Raw genomic sequence first — 15614 nt, forward strand, 5'->3', positions numbered from 1 at the left:
TGGCACTCGCCCTACGTCTGGGGCAGCTCGGGACGTGGCCTGGCGGCAAGCTCGACCGCGGCGTTTGTCCCGATACCGGTCATGCAAATCAACCGAGCGATAATCTGCTCCTTGCTCCCTGACGGGATCGTACCGCTGGTGATGCCGAGGCTCGCGCCAATAAGTGCATGGGTGGTCATGCGCCAGACTAGTTCGGCGTTCGACACTTCGAACCGACCAGCTTGAGACGCCAGCCTTAGATCTCGGATCGCGAACGGGCCCATTTTGCGAAACATTGCGTCCGCGATCACTTCCGAGCGGTGCAACATCTGAGCCCACCTGGAATCTTCCGTCGCCGTGTCCAGCACGGTACGGATACCGAAGGCGTAGACTTGGGCAGGGTCCTCGAACGTGTCGGTGATCTCCTCGATTCGCAATGCGAGATCGTGCATCAGGTCCTCGAGGACCGCGATGGCAAGTTCGTCCTTCGACTTGAAATAGTTGTAGACCGTGCCCGCCCCGACATCTGCGCGTTCGGCGATCTCGAGCATGGTCGCGGAATCAACGCCCTTTTCGGACATGATCTCTCGCGCCGCCTCGATTAGGGCTGTGCGGTTGCGCCGCTGCCTGCGCGCGACGCGTCCTTCGGTCGGTTGGGCATTCGGTGCCATGTTTCCTCACACAATACTCATGTCCGAATCATATTCACTTTTGAGCGCCATCACAATTCATCAATGCACCTGCCTCATGTCTCGCGAGGCCGACAGGGCAGGGCGCGCGTTCGACAGGCAAGCCTCTGATCCAAAACATGGAAATCATGAGCCGCAGCCCTCTCCGCACTGCAGAAATGTCTGACGATCCTTCAAACTTGACGATCATTCATTTTTTGTGCAGTCTCTGGAAAATCCCGTAAGCAGTGGACCTGCCGGGATGGGACCCAGGTTGGCACAATCTCTTGGAGGAGAGGGCCACCGGCGCGAGGAGGAGAGAGAATGAGCGTTTCATCCGCGAAGGATAGTTGTGACACCGATGTGGCCATTGTCGGCGCAGGGCCGGTGGGGACATTGTTGGCGATTCTTTTGGGTCAGCGCGGCAAGAAGGTCACCTTGATCGAGCGCTGGACGACCCATTACGGACTGCCGCGCGCTGTCACCTACGACCACGAGATCGCGCGCATTTTCGCAACGCTTGGCATCGATTCCGAAAACGACGACGCGATCAGCTTCCATGACGAGCTCTACTACTGGAAGAACCGCGACGGTGAAAATCTGAGCATCGTTGACTGGCAGAGCCAGTCGGCCAGCGGCTGGCGGGTACGTTACTGGTTCAATCAGCCTCTGATGGAAAAGCGCCTGCTGGAAATTGCGGCGACGCTGCCTGACATCAAGATCCTGCGTGGATGGGAAGGTGTTGGCCTTGAGCAGGATGCCGACGGCGTCACGCTGTCCCTTAAACAGAACCCAGAGGAATACGGACCCGACGGAGACCGCAAGGTGATCCGGACCAAATTCTGTGCCGGGACCGATGGCGCGAACAGCTTCGTACGGGAAAGCCTCGGCATCGAGAACGAGGACAGGGGCTATTTCTTCGACTGGCTGATCCTCGACATGATCCCGGATTTTGACTATGTCGCGGCGCGCCAGCCTGACCCCGCACAGTGGCAGCTTTGCGATCCCAAACGCCCCACCACGATCGTACCCGGGGGGCCAGGTCCTGTACCGGGTGGCCCCGCGCGGCGCCGCTGGGAATACATGCTGTTGCCCGGCGAGAACATTGAAGAAATGCAAAAGCCCGAAAAGGCCTGGGAACTGCTGGCGCCGTGGGGCATCACGCCGGAGAACTCCGAGCTTGAACGCAGTGCTGTCTACCGGTTCCAGGCCCGTTGGGCCAAGCAATGGAACAAGGGGCGCTGCATGATCGGTGGCGATGCGGCCCACCTGATGCCGCCCTTTGCCGGCGAGGGCATGTGCGCGGGCGTCCGGGATGCCGTTGGCATGGCCTGGCGTCTGAACGGGGTGCTCGAGGGCAAGTACAGCCTGGGCATTCTGGACAGCTACACCACCGAGCGCAAGGAACACGCCAAGCATTACATCAACTTCAGCCAGGAGCTGGGCCAGATCATCTGCATCGCGGATGAACAAGAGGCAGCCGAGCGCGATGCGCGCATGATTGCCGAGCTGGCCGAGCGGGATAACGCGCCGGTCCCGACGGATATCTGCCAGCTGGGGCAGGGGGCCTGGTGCTCTGATAGCGCCCATGCGGGTGAATTGGCTGTGCAGGGCGTTGTCGAGGCGAACGGCAAACGTGACCGCTTTGACCAGGCAGTGGGGCAGGGCTGGGTCCTGCTTGGATATGAAGCAGATCCGGCCGAGGCAATCACCGAAGCTCAGCGCGCTGAACTGGCCTCGCTTGAGGGGATGACGGTTCAGGTATGTGCCCCTGGTGGGGACTGCGAGGTGGTCGATATCGAAGGCACGTTCAAGGCGTGGCTAGACGAGATCGACGCCAAATATGTGCTGATCCGTCCGGACTTCTATGTTGCTGTCACGGCGAACAGCCCCGAGGCATTGCAGGCGCGCTTTGCCAAGGTGATGAAAGAACTGCATCTGACGGCCAAACCGGCCCTGGCCGCCGAGTGAGCAGGCTGCCAACCATGATGCAAGCATTCACATGCAACCTGAACCCTGCCCGCATCGTGTTCGGGCAGGGGACTCTGGCCACGGTCGCAGAAGAAATCCGCGGCCAAGGCTGTGCCCGGGCTCTGATCCTGTCGACACCGTTCCAGGAAGGCGACGCGCAAGCCTTGGCTGCGCAACTCGGGGATCTGGCCGCGGGTGTGTTCTCGCAGGCAGCGATGCATACGCCCGTTTCGGTGACGCAACAGGCTGTGGACGCATACGTGCAGGCTGGGGCCGATTGTGTCGTGGCTCTGGGCGGCGGCTCGACAATCGGGCTGGGCAAGGCGATCGCCTATCGGAATGACTGTCCGCAGATCGTGGTGGCAACCACCTATGCCGGGTCGGAAGTGACGCCCATTCTGGGCCAGACAGAGGACGGGCTGAAAACCACGTTGCGGGACACACGGGTATTGCCCGAGGTCGTGATCTATGACCCTGACCTGACGCTCGGCCTGCCAGTTGCGATGAGCGTGACATCGGGCCTGAACGCGATGGCCCATGCGGTCGAAGCGGTCTATGCGCAGGATCGCAATCCGGTATCCTCGCTACAAGCGGTCGAAGGGGTGCGCGCCCTGCGCGACGCCTTGATGGTCATCGTGGAAGACCCCCAGGATATCACGGCCCGCACACAGGCGCTGTATGGATCGTGGCTGTGCGGGACGGTGTTGGGCACGGTTGGCATGGCGCTGCACCACAAGCTTTGTCACACGTTGGGAGGATCGTTCGATCTGCCCCATGCGGAAACCCACGCGATCATGCTGCCGCATACGGCGGCCTTCAACGCGCCCGCGGCCGAGGTGGAAACCCGGCATCTCGCCGAGTTGTTCGGAGGCGATCTGGGGTCGGGGCTGTGGGACTTCGCCAAACGATTGGGCGCGCCTCTGGCGTTGAAAGATCTGGGCCTGCGCGAGGCGGACCTGGACAAGGCCGCCGATCTGGCCACGCAAAACCCCTATTGGAACCCGCGCCCGGTGGAACGCCTGGCGATCCGGGAACTGCTGCAACGCGCCTGGGAGGGCGCGAGGCCAACGGAATGATCCAACACAATCGCATCAGGGAGGAGACAAGATGCTTACGAGACGGACACTTCTGAAAACAGGCGCGGCGGCAGCCGCATCCTCATTGGCACTGCCAGCCCTGGCCCAGGGCCGTCCGATCAAGATCGGCTATGTCAGCCCGCAATCGGGGCCGCTCTCGGCGTTTTCCGAGGCCGACGACTACATGATCGCGCAATTCATCAAGACGGCGGCGGCTCAAGGCCTGAACGTCGAGGTGGTGGTCAAGGACAGCCAGTCCAACCCCAACCGCGCGGCCGACGTGGCTCGCGAGTTGATCGTGCGCGACGAGGTGAACCTGATCTGCGTCGCCTCGACGCCGGAAACCACGAACCCGGTCTGCACCATCGCCGAAGCCGAAGAGGTTCCGGTGATTTCTTCGGTCGCCCCGTGGCAGCCGTGGTTCATCGGCCAGCAGGGTAACCCCGGAGATCCCGCCACCTGGCAGGAGTTCGACTATGTCTACCACTTCTTCTGGGGGCTCGAGGACAATGTCGGCGTGTTCCTCAACATGTGGAACCGGCTGGACACCAACAAGGTGGTCGGAGCGCTGTGGCCGAATGACGGCGACGGCAACGCCTGGTCCAGCGACGTTGGAATGCCGCCTGCGGCCGCCGAGGCGGGCTATCAAGTGGTCGATCCGGGCCGGTATCAGAATCTGACCGACGACTTCAGCGCCCAGATCAACGCGTTCAAGCAGGCGAATGCCGAGATATTCACGGGCATTCCGATCCCGCCCGACTTCACCACCTTCTGGACGCAGGCGCGCCAGCAGGGGTTCACGCCCAGGATCGCCTCGGTCGCCAAAGCGCTGCTCTTTCCCGAAACCATCGGTCAGTTGGGCGATCTGGGCCACAATCTCAGCTGCGAGGTCTACTGGACCCCGGACTTCCCCTACAGCTCCTCGCTGACTGGCGAGAGCAACCAGGATCTCGCGGCCGGGTTCGAGGAGGCCGCGGGTCGCCGCTGGACACAGCCCGTGGGCTTTACCCATGCGCTGTTTGAAGTGGCTGCTGATGCGATCAAACGTGCCAGCGACCCGACCGATGGCGACGATCTCGCCGAAGCTGTGGCCGCGACCAACCTCAACACGGTCGTCGGCAACATCGGCTGGGGTAAGGAGAACCTACCGCCGTTTGCTCGCAAGAACGTGGCCAAGACCCCGCTGGTGGGTGGCCAATGGCGGCTTCGGGACGATGGTGGTTACGACCTGGTGATCGTCGAAAACGGTAATGCGCCGGATATTCCGGTGGGTGGCGATTTCGAAGCCATCGCCTGAGCTCAGGGCATCGGCGGTTCTGGTGCCGCCGATGCCTTCCGTAGGAAACGCGCATATGTCCATACTCTCTCTGAAATCCGTGTCGAAATCCTTCGGTGCGCTCAAGGTCACTGATGACGTCAGCTTTGACGTGGCCCCCGGCGAAGCCTTGGGGATCATCGGCCCCAACGGTGCCGGCAAATCGACGCTGTTCAACCTGATCACCGGCAACATTCGTCCCGATGTGGGACAGATCGTTCTGGACGGGCAGGATGTGACCCGCGACTCGCCTATGCAAAGGGTCAGGGCTGGGGTGGGGCGATCGTTCCAGATCCCGCAGCCCTTTACGCATCTGTCCGTCTACGAAAACCTGATGGTCGCGGCGCAGTTTGGTGGCGGGCACCATGGGACCGAGGCTGGACAGTTCTGCATGGAAATCCTTGCGCGCACCGGGCTGGCGGACGAAGCCAAAAGCGCCTCGGGCGGGCTTTCGTTGTTGCAGCGCAAGCGGCTGGAACTGGCGCGGGCGATGGCGACCTCGCCCCGGCTGATCCTGCTGGACGAGATCGCGGGCGGGCTGACGGACGCGGAATGCGGCGCGCTGATCGACACGATCAAGGGCATCCATGCCGAGGGCACCGCGATCATCTGGATCGAACATGTGCTGCACGCGCTGAATTCGGTTGTCGAGCGACTGATGGTGCTGAACTTTGGCAAGATGCTGATGATCGGCGAGCCTGCCGAGGTCATGGAGGCCCGCGCCGTCAAGGAAATCTACCTGGGGATCGAGGTATGAGTGACGTTCTGCTTTCCACCCATGACCTGACCGCCCACTATGGCGATTTTCAGGCACTATTCGGGGTCGATATAGAACTGCGCCGGGGCGAGACCGTGGCGATCATCGGTGCGAATGGCGCCGGCAAGACCACTTTGATGCGGGCGATCACCGGCCTGCTGACGAATGCACCGGAGGCAATCCGGTTCAAGAGCGAAAACATCGGCGCGCTCAGCGCCCCCGAGGTGCTTGAGCGCGGTGTTTCGATGGTGCCTGAGGGGCGCAAACTGTTCCCTTCGCTCAGCGTCGAGGAAAACCTGATGATCGGCGCGCACAAGCGCAAGGGTAATGGGTTTTGGACGCTGGAAACAGTGTACGACATCGTGCCTGCTTTGCGCGAACGCCGCACACATCCGGGGACGGCCCTGTCGGGCGGACAACAGCAAATGGTGGCCATCGGCCGCGCGCTGATGTCCAACCCCGAAGTTCTTCTGTGCGACGAGATCAGCCTCGGACTTGCCCCGGTGGTCATCAAGGAAATCTACGCCTCTTTCCCGAAGATCAAGGAAAGCGGAGCCTCCATCGTCGTGGTCGAGCAGGACATCGGGCAGGCGCTAAAGGTGGCCGACCGGGTCTATTGCATGATGGAGGGGCGTGTGACTCTGCAGGGTACACCCAACGAGCTATCGCGCGACGACATCCACAACGCCTATTTCGGAGTCAGCGCATGATCTGGGTCGACACAATCGTTCAAGGTATCCTGCTGGGCGGTCTTTATGCGCTGTTCGCAGCGGGTCTGAGCCTGGTGTTCGGGATCATGCGGCTTGTGAACCTGGCCCATGGCGATCTGATCGTGCTCGGCGCATTTTTGATCCTGGTGGCCGTAAATGCATTGGGCTTGTCTCCGTTCCTGGCCATATTCGTGGCTGCCCCGGTCATGTTCGTTCTGGGCTGGGCGCTGCAAACCTGGGTTCTGAACCGGGTACTGGGCGATGACATCCTGCCGCCCTTGCTGGTCACGTTCGGGCTTTCCGTGGTGATCCAGAACGCCCTGCTGGAAGGGTTCAGCGCCGACAGCCAGAAACTCTCCGTCGGAGCGATCGAGTCCGCATCGGTTGCCTTGGGGCCGGTGACGGTCGGTGTCATGCCTTTATTGACACTGGTCTCGGCCGTGGCGGTGATTTTCGGACTAAACCAGCTGTTTTACCGCACCGCTCTGGGGCGAGCGTTCCGGGCGACCTCGGATGATGCGGTGACGGCGGGGCTGATGGGGATTCGCCCGCAGAACGTCTTTGCCATCGCCACCGGGATCGCGATGGTCGTGGCGACGATTGCGGCCCTGTACTTGGGCATTCGCGCCAATTTCGACCCTTCCATTGGTCCGGCGCGCCTGATCTACGCCTTCGAGGCGGTGATTATCGGCGGGCTGGGTAGCCTTTGGGGCACTTTGGCCGGCGGCATCGTGATCGGTGTGGCCCAGGCTCTGGGCGCGGCAATCAATCCCGAATGGCAAATCCTGGCGGGGCATATCGCCTTTGTCGTGATCCTGCTGGTGCGCCCGCGCGGCCTGTTCCCGCGTGCGAATGACTGAGGTGCAAAGATGAGCAAGACACAAATAACCAATCTGATGCGCCTTTTAGGGCTGGGGGCTGTCATATTGCTGGCGCTTGTGCCGGTGATCGGAACCCGCGCCGCTGTCCAGGACCTGTTCATGGTGATGACCATGCTGGTGCTGGCCCTGAACTGGAACATGTTGGCGGGATTTGCCGGGCTGGTTTCGGTTGGTCAGCAAGCATTCGTTGGCGTTGGGGCCTATGCGATGTTTGCCGCTGTGATCCTGTGGGATCTGGACCCTCTGGTGGGGATTTTGATCGGCGGGTTGGCGGCCCTCGCCCTGTCCATCCCGATGGCCTTTTTCACCTTCCGCCTGAATGGTGCCTACTTCGCCATTGGCACCTGGGTCGTGTCCGAGATTGTCCGGTTGAGCTTTGCACAATGGAAGGCACTGGGCGGCGGCACCGGCACGTCGCTGCCCAAAGGCACCACGAAAACCATGTTCGGCGTGCCGCAGATCAAAAATTGGCTGGATCTAAGTTCCTCCGCGGCCGCGGATGCGCTGACCTATTGGCTGGCCCTGTTGCTCGTGCTTGCAACGCTGGGGCTTAGCTATGCCTTTTTGCGCTCGCGCATGGGGCTGGGGCTTCAGGCGATCCGTGACAATACAGAAGCTGCCCGCTCGGTCGGCGTTGATCCGACCCGGCTCAAAGCCCTGGTGTTCCTGCTGACGGCTTTTGGAACCGGGTTGTGCGGTGCGCTGCTGTTCATCCAGATCACCCGCGTCACCCCTGACGCCGCATTTTCCGTCGTGGACTGGACCGCTTTTGTGATCTTCATCACCGTGATCGGCGGCATCGGAACGCTGCCCGGTCCCATTGTCGGGGTTATCGTCTTCTATGCCTTGCAACGCCTGTTGGCCGATTACGGCACCGTGTACCTGATCGTTCTGGGCCTGATCGGCATCGCCATCATGCTGTTTGCCCGCCGTGGCCTGTGGGGGCTGTTCACGGACCGAACCGGACTTGAGCTTTTGCCGCTGCGTCAGACCCCTCCGCAGTCGGCTGACTAAACGCGCGACCCTTATGAAAGGAACCGACATGACGACATATTTTACCGAAGAAGGCTCTGTCGAGACGGTGAACGCCCGCATGGGGGATCACATCAACCCTCGTTTGAAAGAGGTGATGGCCAGCCTGGTGAAACATCTGCACGCCTTTGCGAAGGACATTGATCTCAAGCAGGAAGAATGGGACCTGGCCATCGACTTCCTGACGAAGACGGGACAGATCTGTTCGGACGAACGACAAGAATTCATCTTGCTGTCCGATGTGCTGGGCTTTTCGATGCTGGTGGATGCGATCAACAACCGCCGTCCGGCGGGGGCCACCGAAAACACCGTGTACGGCCCGTTCCATGTGTTGAACGCGCCGATCCGCCAGATGGGCGACACTATCAGCTTGGATGGCAAAGGCGAGCGGTGCCTCTATGAGGGGCGGGTCATCGACATCCATGGCGAGCCGATCGAGGGGGCCTGCGTCGATGTCTGGAGCGACAATGCCGACGGGTTCTATGACGTGCAGCAGCCCGGCATCCAGCCGCAATGGAACAATCGCGGGCGGTTCATCACCGGCAAGGACGGGGTGTACCGCTTCTACGGGATCAAGCCCGTCAGCTATCCGATTCCCGACGATGGCCCGGTGGGCAAGATGCTGGGCTCTTTGGGGCGGCATCCGTACCGGCCGGCGCATATGCACTATCTGGTGACGGCGCCGGGGCATCAGAAAATTGTGACGCATACGTTCGTGGGCGATGACAAGTACATCTCCGATGACACTGTGTTCGGGGTCAAGGAAACGCTGGTGGCACCGTTCGAGCATGTGAACGATGGCGACGCGATCTGGAGGTCCCCGTTTGACTTCGTCATGGTCCCGCAAGCGGACTAATGGACTGAAGCCGGATAGAACGATTGGCTGGGACGTCGAGGGGAGCGCTGCCGAAGGCGAGGGCCTTAGGTTAAGCGCTTGTTGTTTGGTAGCACTCCCCGCTTGGTTTGCCTGCAACCATTAATTCCGCAAATGTGGCCTTCAAAACACGCTAGAAACGAGGGAAGAGACGATGCCAAATGTAAAACTCTACGTAGACGAAACGGTCCACGCCCAGCATGGCGACGCATTGAAAACCATGCTGACACCTCTTCGGACCCTCCTCTGCGAGAGGCTGACCGTTCCCGTAGCCGCCTGCCAGCTGGCCGTTGTGCCCGTCATCGGTCTGCCAGATCAGCCCTTGATCAACGTCGAGCTTCTGGTGCTGCCGCATCCGGACCGGACATCAGACCTGTTCCACGCCTTGGGTCAAGAGATCAGAGACTTGGTCGCCGAAGCCACTGGCTTGCGCTGCGCCGTGCGGTTTTCCCTGCTCGACAAAGAGACCTATGTAGCCCTGAAATGATGCCGACCTGAGCCTGAGGGCTTCTCATCGGTTGCGGACCGTTTTTCGGAAGTTGCGGGGCGTCTCTCCTGTGTGGGCGGAAAAGAACCGGCTGAAGTAAGACGGGCTTGAAAAACCAAGATCGAAGGCGATGTCTGACACGGACTGGTCGGTGAAGGCGAGTTTGCGTTTAGACCTGAGCAAGAGCTGGTCCGTCATAACTTCGCTGGCCGTACGCCCCGTCACGCCTTTGACAGACCGAGAGAGGTGGGTCGGGGTCACAGACAGAAGGCGCGCAATCGCAGCCACCGTATGGTCGGTCGTTTCAGGGTTCTCTACCAAGGATTGGAATTTGCGCACGAGATCTCGCGTCCGCTCTCGGCTGTCGTTTGCAAAAGCGTCTCTGTCGTGCAGGCCCCGATTCATAAGGATCAGCAGCAAAGAGAACAACGACTTCAACGCCAGATTCTGATCTTCACGCGCCTCTCGATGAACACTCTCTACCTTGCGCGCGAGGTCTATCGCTTCCGCAAGTACGGGTCGTTGCTCCGTCCCGACGATCAGTTGTGACCGGTCGATCCAAGACTCAAGGTATGAGGCTTCGGAAACGAGCTGAGCCAGATCGGTCGTCGGGAGCGTGATTACCCAACCTTCCATCCCCGGTTCATAGTCGAAAGCATGGCTGCACAGGGCAGGGAGCCAAACCAACGCAGGTCCCTGGATCGATATATGAGCATAGTCGAGCTGCGCCTCGACCTTGCCCGCGTCAAAAACAAACATCTGAGCGAGCCCTTCGTGAAAATGTGCATCGACGGACCAGCCATGAATGTGGCTGCGCTCAGAAATGCGTTCGCAGTTCAGGTACCCAAGATGATCCGACGGTCCACCGAGAACATAGAGATGGCGATCTGCGCGTGGCGACGTCACCGGAGCCTCCAAAGGTTGGAATATGAAAAGTTTTAGTCGTCAGGGTGGCTTGTCTACAAGGTCAAATTTGCTTTGAATGAGACCCCAGACGACACTTCTGGAGGCACGTGCTTCCAGAAGTGTTCAGTACTTTGGGAGGAAATCATGACCCGCATAGCAATTGCAGGCGCCGGGATCGGCGGCCTGACGGCAGCCCTTTGCCTTCATGAAAAGGGCTTCGATGTGAAAGTTTTCGAAGCGGTTGACGAGCTCCGGCCGCTGGGCGTGGGCATCAACGTGATGCCACATTCGTCCAAGATCCTGCACGATCTGGGGCTGGCCGACGGTCTCGACGAGATTGCCGTTCGCACCCGCGCCATCGAATACCGGACCCGCTACGGCCATATCATCCAGTCGGACCCGCGCAATGTCGAAGCCGGCTTCGAAAGCCCGCAATATTCGATCCACCGCGGCGAACTCCAGTTCCTGCTGTTCGACACCGTCAAGGAACGCCTCGGTGCGGATGCGGTCGAAACCGGGCGGCCCGTCTCGGGCTATCGCCAAAATGACAATGGCGTAACGGTTCTTTTCGCGGATGGGTCGACCGAAGAGGCTGATCTGTTCATCAGCGCGGAAGGCCTGCGCTCGACTACCCGTGCGCAAATGCATCCCAACGAGGGGCCGCTGTGCTACGAAGGCACCATGATGTTCCGCGGCGCTGTGGAAATGGACATGATCGGCGATGGCCGCACCATGGTCATCGCAGGCGATCACGACCAGAAATTCGTCATGTATCCGATCAGCGAACCCCTGCGGAAAAAGGGCAAGGCGCTTACGAACTGGGTTGCCGAAATTCGCCACAGCGCACCGCGGCATATCGACGACGCCGACTGGACCCGGGGCGCCACGATGGACTACGTCACCCCGTTCCGCGAATTCCATATGAACGATATGAACCTCGCGGAAATCATGGAAAACACAGCTTCGGTGACCGAATTCCCGATGATCGACCGCGACCCATTGCCATCCTGGACGGATGGACGGGTTGCGTTGATGGGGGACGCGGCCCATCCGATGTATCCGATCGGCGCCAACGGCGCGAGCCAGGCAATTCTAGACGCCCGGACACTCGCCGAGTGTCTTGCCGAGAACGCTGGCCCCGCCGGCCTCAAAGCCTATGAGGACATCAGATTGCCCATTGCGGCCAATGTCGTCCTCACGAACCGCCAGGGTGGTCCCGAACAGGTGCTCGACATCGCAGCAGCGCGCGTGACCGGCCCGGACGATCGGATCGAAGATCTGATCACTGCCGAAGAGCTTGAGGAAGTTGCCGCCAACTATCGCAAGGTTGCCGGCTTCCACAAGAAGTCGGGCTGACCCGATGACATTGTTTCATGCAGGGTTCGACCCTTCGGGAAAACCGGTGCGGGTACGCTTCGACCTGGGTGGACGGAAGGACCTCTCCTCCGAGTTGGATCATGTCGGCGGAACGAGGGCGCTCATCCTGACGACGCCCCAGCAGACTGATCAGGGCGAAGAGGTGGCCGCCGGTCTCGGCGGCGCGGCGGTCGGGCTTTACTCGAATGCCACGATGCACACTCCGGTCGAGGTCACCGAAATGGCGATGGCGGCGCTTGCCAAGTGTGGCGCGGACTGTCTGGTCGCTGTGGGTGGTGGCTCGACGATCGGTCTGGGCAAGGCGATTTCCCACCGCACGGACCTGCCTCAGATCGTCATCCCGACCACATATGCGGGATCCGAGGCAACACCCGTTCTCGGGCAAACGGAAAACGGCCGAAAAAGCACCTTGCGTTCCGAAAAGGTTCAACCCGAAGCGATCGTCTATGACGCTGAGCTCGTGCGTGACCTACCGGTCTTGCCTTCGGTCACCAGCGGGCTCAACGCGATGGCTCACGCGGTCGAAGCGCTCTATGCCGAGAATGCCAACCGCCTTTCGTCAGAACTCTCCCTGGCGGGGCTGAAGGCGTTTATTCGCGGGCTACCACGGGTCGCCGCCGCGCCACGCGATCTCGGTGCGCGGGAGGATACGCTTTTCGGGGCGTGGCTTTGCGGGACGATGCTCGACCAGGTTGGCATGGCGCTGCACCACAAGCTCTGCCACACCCTCGGGGGCGCCCTGAATCTGCCCCATGCCGAAACCCATGCCGTCATCCTTCCACAGGCAACTGCCTATAACGAGCGGGCTGTCCCCGAAAAGCTTGCGCCTCTGGCGGAGTTGCTTGACGCCGACACAGCGGCGGCTGGGCTTTTCGATTTTTCCCGCTCGCTGGGCGCGCCGACGGACCTGAGAACCCTTGGGGTTGCAGAACGTGATCTGGACGAGATCGCGTCGGAGGCGGCCCGCAACCCGTATTGGAACCCCGTTACCATCGAAGAGCGCGCGATACGCGAGCTGCTGCAAAACGCCTTCGATGGGCGGCGCCCAGAACCCGGAGAGTGACAATGACCCACTATTTCACGGAAGAGCATTCTGCAGAGACGGTCAATGCGCGAATGGGGGCGGATATCTCTCCCCGCCTGCGCAAGGTGATGAGCTGTCTCGTGCAACATCTTCACGCCTTTGCCAAAGAGATCGAGCTGACCCAGGAGGAATGGGATTTCGGCATCGATTTCTTGACCCGGACGGGTCAGATCTGCTCGGAGGAGCGTCAGGAGTTCATCCTTCTGTCCGACGTGCTCGGCGTCTCGATGCTGGTCGACGCGATCAACAACCGCCGACCCGCCGGCGCGACGGAGAACACCGTCTTCGGTCCGTTTCATGTTGCTGACGCTCCAATTCGCGAGATGGGGGCGAACATCAGCCTGGATGGAAAGGGCGACAGTTGCCTCTACGAGGGCCAGGTGCGCGATCTGCAAGGAGAACCGATCGAGGGTGCCTGTATCGATGTCTGGTCCGACAATGCGGACGGGTTCTACGATGTCCAACAGCCTGGAATTCAGCCGAAATGGAACAACCGGGGCCGCTTCATCACCGGTCCGGACGGCGTCTATCGTTTCGTCGGGATCAAGCCAGTCTCCTACCCGATCCCCGATGACGGGCCCGTCGGCAAGATGCTCGAGAGCCTCGGCCGCCATCCCTATCGTCCGGCTCATATGCACTTCCTGGTCACGGCACCAGGACACAAGAAAATTGTCACGCATACCTTCGTCGGCGACGACCAATACATCGACGACGACGCAGTGTTCGGCGTGAAGCAGACGCTCGTTGCGCCGTTCGAACATGTCAGGGGCGAGACCGAATGGCGTTGTTCCTTCGACTTCGTCATGGTCGCGGACCTGGTTGATGACGATGTGGCGGACGGGAGCTAGGGCCCTGACGCCGTAAGCAGAAACCGCTATTGCTATAATAGATATTGACATATCTATTATAGCAATTCAAAAACCACATGAGAGGCTGCATGCCACCGGTTCTAAGATTTCCGGAGTTGGCCAAACGGGAGGAAGACCAATGAAAATCGATATGCTGATCGGCGGTGAACCGGTGAGCGCCGTTGCGAACGGTGAATTTGTGCGGAAGAATCCGGTGTCAGGTGAGGTTGTGACTTCGGCACCCGCTGCGAAGGCGGCAGATGTCGATCGCGCCGTCGAGGCGGCCGCTACAGCGTTCAAGGACTGGTCGAAAACAGGCCCGACGCAGCGCCGGGCCGTCCTGCTGAAAGTCGCGGAGGCCTTCGACGCGGCCGTCGCCGATTTCATGGAGACCGCCTCGCGCGAAACCGGAGCCACGAAGATCTGGTTGGGGTTCAACGTGAAGATTGCCGCCGGCATGATCCGCGAAGCGGCAGCGATGACGACCCAGATCAAGGGCGAGATCATCCCGAGCGACAAGCCCGGATCGCTCGCCATGGCGGTGCGCCGCCCGGTCGGCGTCATGGTCGGGATGGCACCCTGGAATGCGCCGATTATCCTGGCCGTCCGTGCAGTGGTAATGCCGATCGCCTGCGGGAACACGGTCCTCCTCAAGGCCTCCGAACGTTGCCCGGGAACACATCGGATGATCGCTGAGATCTTCGAACGCGGTGGCTTGCCGAAGGGTGTCCTCAACGTGGTGACGCATTCCGCGGAAGATGCCCCTGAGGTGGTTTCGAGCCTGATCGCACATCCCAAAGTCAAGCGGATCAACTTCACAGGGTCAACGCGCGTGGGCAAGATCATCGCGAGCGAGGCTGCCAAACATCTCAAACCAGTGCTTTTGGAACTCGGTGGCAAGGCGCCCTTGATCGTCCTCAAGGACGCCGACCTTGATGCGGCTGTAAATGCCGCGGCCTTCGGTGCCTTCATGAACCAGGGGCAGATTTGCATGTCGACCGAACGGGTCATCGTGGATGACTTGATCGCCGACGAATTCGTATCGAAGTTCGCCGCCAAGGCGGCGTCGCTCAGCTACGGTGACAGTGCGAAAGCCGATGTTATCCTTGGCTCGGTCGTGGACACTGACGTCATGGACCGCGTGCGCCATCTTGTAGACGATGCCGTCGGCAAGGGCGCGAAAATCGTATCAGGCGAAGTCCCTCAGAGCGGAACGATCATGGGCGCGACCGTGGTCGACAAGGTGAGCGACGACATGGAGCTCTTCGGTGAGGAGAGTTTCGGCCCGGTGGTTGCCGTCATGCGCGCGCGCGATGCCGATCATGCGATCGAACTCGCAAACGACAATGCATACGGCCTCGCTGCAGCAGTCTTCGGATCGGACATCAACGAAGCGATCCGAGTGGCTGAGGCAATCGAATCCGGCATCTGCCATATCAACGGGCCGACGGTCGCAGACGAAGCGCAGATGCCCTTCGGCGGGGTCAAAGGATCGGGATACGGGAAGTTCGGCGGCCAACAAGGGGTCGACCAGTTCACCGAGTTGCGGTGGATCACCATCGAAGACCCGCACCAGCATTACCCATTCTGAACCCGTCGGCGTTCCTGCCGCGCGACCAGCAAGGGCGCGCGGCAGGGTTAGGCACTCC

General features: G+C 60.8%; 15 protein-coding genes. 13 read left to right on the forward strand and 2 right to left on the reverse strand.

Going from position 1 to position 15614, the window contains the following annotated elements:
- Nucleotides 1-11 precede the first annotated feature (11 nt).
- Nucleotides 12-650, reverse strand: a complete 639-nt coding sequence (locus tag AC13C2_RS00520) for a TetR/AcrR family transcriptional regulator (RefSeq protein WP_482885600.1) — start codon at nucleotides 648-650, stop codon at nucleotides 12-14.
- A gap of 321 nt (nucleotides 651-971) precedes the next feature.
- Here AC13C2_RS00520 and mhpA point away from each other — a divergent pair, with 321 nt between their 5' ends.
- The 9 genes from mhpA (at nucleotide 972) to AC13C2_RS00565 (ending at nucleotide 9750) form a co-directional block, all read left to right on the forward strand.
- Complete coding sequence (mhpA, locus tag AC13C2_RS00525) at nucleotides 972-2618, forward strand: bifunctional 3-(3-hydroxy-phenyl)propionate/3-hydroxycinnamic acid hydroxylase MhpA (RefSeq protein ID WP_482885601.1); 1647 nt, start codon at nucleotides 972-974, stop codon at nucleotides 2616-2618.
- 14 nt (nucleotides 2619-2632) lie between these two features.
- Nucleotides 2633-3694: a maleylacetate reductase gene (locus AC13C2_RS00530; RefSeq protein WP_482885602.1), complete on the forward strand. Its 1062-nt coding sequence runs from the start codon at nucleotides 2633-2635 to the stop codon at nucleotides 3692-3694.
- Nucleotides 3695-3725: 31 nt separating this feature from the next.
- Nucleotides 3726-4991: an ABC transporter substrate-binding protein gene (locus tag AC13C2_RS00535; protein WP_482885603.1), complete on the forward strand. Its 1266-nt coding sequence runs from the start codon at nucleotides 3726-3728 to the stop codon at nucleotides 4989-4991.
- A gap of 55 nt (nucleotides 4992-5046) precedes the next feature.
- On the forward strand, nucleotides 5047-5766 hold the full coding sequence (locus AC13C2_RS00540) for an ABC transporter ATP-binding protein (protein ID WP_482885604.1): 720 nt from the start codon (nucleotides 5047-5049) through the stop codon (nucleotides 5764-5766).
- Entirely contained in the window at nucleotides 5763-6476 is a 714-nt protein-coding gene (locus AC13C2_RS00545; protein WP_482885605.1) for an ABC transporter ATP-binding protein, read from the forward strand. Before AC13C2_RS00540 ends, AC13C2_RS00545 begins: the two co-directional genes overlap by 4 nt.
- A complete protein-coding gene (locus AC13C2_RS00550; RefSeq protein WP_482885606.1) occupies nucleotides 6473-7336 on the forward strand; it encodes a branched-chain amino acid ABC transporter permease in 864 nt (287 codons plus the stop codon). Before AC13C2_RS00545 ends, AC13C2_RS00550 begins: the two co-directional genes overlap by 4 nt.
- A gap of 9 nt (nucleotides 7337-7345) precedes the next feature.
- Nucleotides 7346-8371, forward strand: a complete 1026-nt coding sequence (locus AC13C2_RS00555; RefSeq protein ID WP_482885607.1) for a branched-chain amino acid ABC transporter permease — start codon at nucleotides 7346-7348, stop codon at nucleotides 8369-8371.
- A gap of 28 nt (nucleotides 8372-8399) precedes the next feature.
- Nucleotides 8400-9245, forward strand: a complete 846-nt coding sequence (locus tag AC13C2_RS00560; protein WP_482885608.1) for a dioxygenase family protein — start codon at nucleotides 8400-8402, stop codon at nucleotides 9243-9245.
- Between the two features lie 172 nt (nucleotides 9246-9417).
- Nucleotides 9418-9750: a hypothetical protein gene (locus tag AC13C2_RS00565; protein WP_482885609.1), complete on the forward strand. Its 333-nt coding sequence runs from the start codon at nucleotides 9418-9420 to the stop codon at nucleotides 9748-9750.
- A gap of 24 nt (nucleotides 9751-9774) precedes the next feature.
- On the opposite strand, the gene AC13C2_RS00570 is transcribed toward AC13C2_RS00565, so the two are convergent.
- Nucleotides 9775-10656: a helix-turn-helix domain-containing protein gene (locus tag AC13C2_RS00570; protein WP_482885610.1), complete on the reverse strand. Its 882-nt coding sequence runs from the start codon at nucleotides 10654-10656 to the stop codon at nucleotides 9775-9777.
- A gap of 144 nt (nucleotides 10657-10800) precedes the next feature.
- Here AC13C2_RS00570 and AC13C2_RS00575 point away from each other — a divergent pair, with 144 nt between their 5' ends.
- The 4 genes from AC13C2_RS00575 to AC13C2_RS00590 all read left to right on the forward strand — a co-directional run bounded on the left by AC13C2_RS00575 (nucleotide 10801) and on the right by AC13C2_RS00590 (nucleotide 15556).
- On the forward strand, nucleotides 10801-12012 hold the full coding sequence (locus tag AC13C2_RS00575) for an FAD-dependent monooxygenase (protein WP_482885611.1): 1212 nt from the start codon (nucleotides 10801-10803) through the stop codon (nucleotides 12010-12012).
- A 4-nt stretch (nucleotides 12013-12016) separates the two neighbouring features.
- Complete coding sequence (locus AC13C2_RS00580; protein ID WP_482885612.1) at nucleotides 12017-13096, forward strand: maleylacetate reductase; 1080 nt, start codon at nucleotides 12017-12019, stop codon at nucleotides 13094-13096.
- A gap of 2 nt (nucleotides 13097-13098) precedes the next feature.
- Nucleotides 13099-13965, forward strand: a complete 867-nt coding sequence (locus tag AC13C2_RS00585; protein ID WP_482885613.1) for a dioxygenase family protein — start codon at nucleotides 13099-13101, stop codon at nucleotides 13963-13965.
- Between the two features lie 139 nt (nucleotides 13966-14104).
- Nucleotides 14105-15556: an aldehyde dehydrogenase gene (locus AC13C2_RS00590; RefSeq protein WP_482885614.1), complete on the forward strand. Its 1452-nt coding sequence runs from the start codon at nucleotides 14105-14107 to the stop codon at nucleotides 15554-15556.
- The last annotated feature ends 58 nt before the right edge of the window (nucleotides 15557-15614 follow it).

It is taken from the genome of Jannaschia sp. L-14R (genome assembly GCF_056857695.1).

What these genes read in the sequence shown, in the direction of transcription:
- AC13C2_RS00520 (WP_482885600.1), bottom strand. Translation starts at nt 650, where the DNA reads ATGGCACCGAATGCCCAACCGACCGAAGGACGCGTCGCGCGCAGGCAG.
- mhpA (WP_482885601.1), top strand. Translation starts at nt 972, where the DNA reads ATGAGCGTTTCATCCGCGAAGGATAGTTGTGACACCGATGTGGCCATT.
- AC13C2_RS00530 (WP_482885602.1), top strand. Translation starts at nt 2,633, where the DNA reads ATGATGCAAGCATTCACATGCAACCTGAACCCTGCCCGCATCGTGTTC.
- AC13C2_RS00535 (WP_482885603.1), top strand. Translation starts at nt 3,726, where the DNA reads ATGCTTACGAGACGGACACTTCTGAAAACAGGCGCGGCGGCAGCCGCA.
- AC13C2_RS00540 (WP_482885604.1), top strand. Translation starts at nt 5,047, where the DNA reads ATGTCCATACTCTCTCTGAAATCCGTGTCGAAATCCTTCGGTGCGCTC.
- AC13C2_RS00545 (WP_482885605.1), top strand. Translation starts at nt 5,763, where the DNA reads ATGAGTGACGTTCTGCTTTCCACCCATGACCTGACCGCCCACTATGGC.
- AC13C2_RS00550 (WP_482885606.1), top strand. Translation starts at nt 6,473, where the DNA reads ATGATCTGGGTCGACACAATCGTTCAAGGTATCCTGCTGGGCGGTCTT.
- AC13C2_RS00555 (WP_482885607.1), top strand. Translation starts at nt 7,346, where the DNA reads ATGAGCAAGACACAAATAACCAATCTGATGCGCCTTTTAGGGCTGGGG.
- AC13C2_RS00560 (WP_482885608.1), top strand. Translation starts at nt 8,400, where the DNA reads ATGACGACATATTTTACCGAAGAAGGCTCTGTCGAGACGGTGAACGCC.
- AC13C2_RS00565 (WP_482885609.1), top strand. Translation starts at nt 9,418, where the DNA reads ATGCCAAATGTAAAACTCTACGTAGACGAAACGGTCCACGCCCAGCAT.
- AC13C2_RS00575 (WP_482885611.1), top strand. Translation starts at nt 10,801, where the DNA reads ATGACCCGCATAGCAATTGCAGGCGCCGGGATCGGCGGCCTGACGGCA.
- AC13C2_RS00580 (WP_482885612.1), top strand. Translation starts at nt 12,017, where the DNA reads ATGACATTGTTTCATGCAGGGTTCGACCCTTCGGGAAAACCGGTGCGG.
- AC13C2_RS00585 (WP_482885613.1), top strand. Translation starts at nt 13,099, where the DNA reads ATGACCCACTATTTCACGGAAGAGCATTCTGCAGAGACGGTCAATGCG.
- AC13C2_RS00590 (WP_482885614.1), top strand. Translation starts at nt 14,105, where the DNA reads ATGAAAATCGATATGCTGATCGGCGGTGAACCGGTGAGCGCCGTTGCG.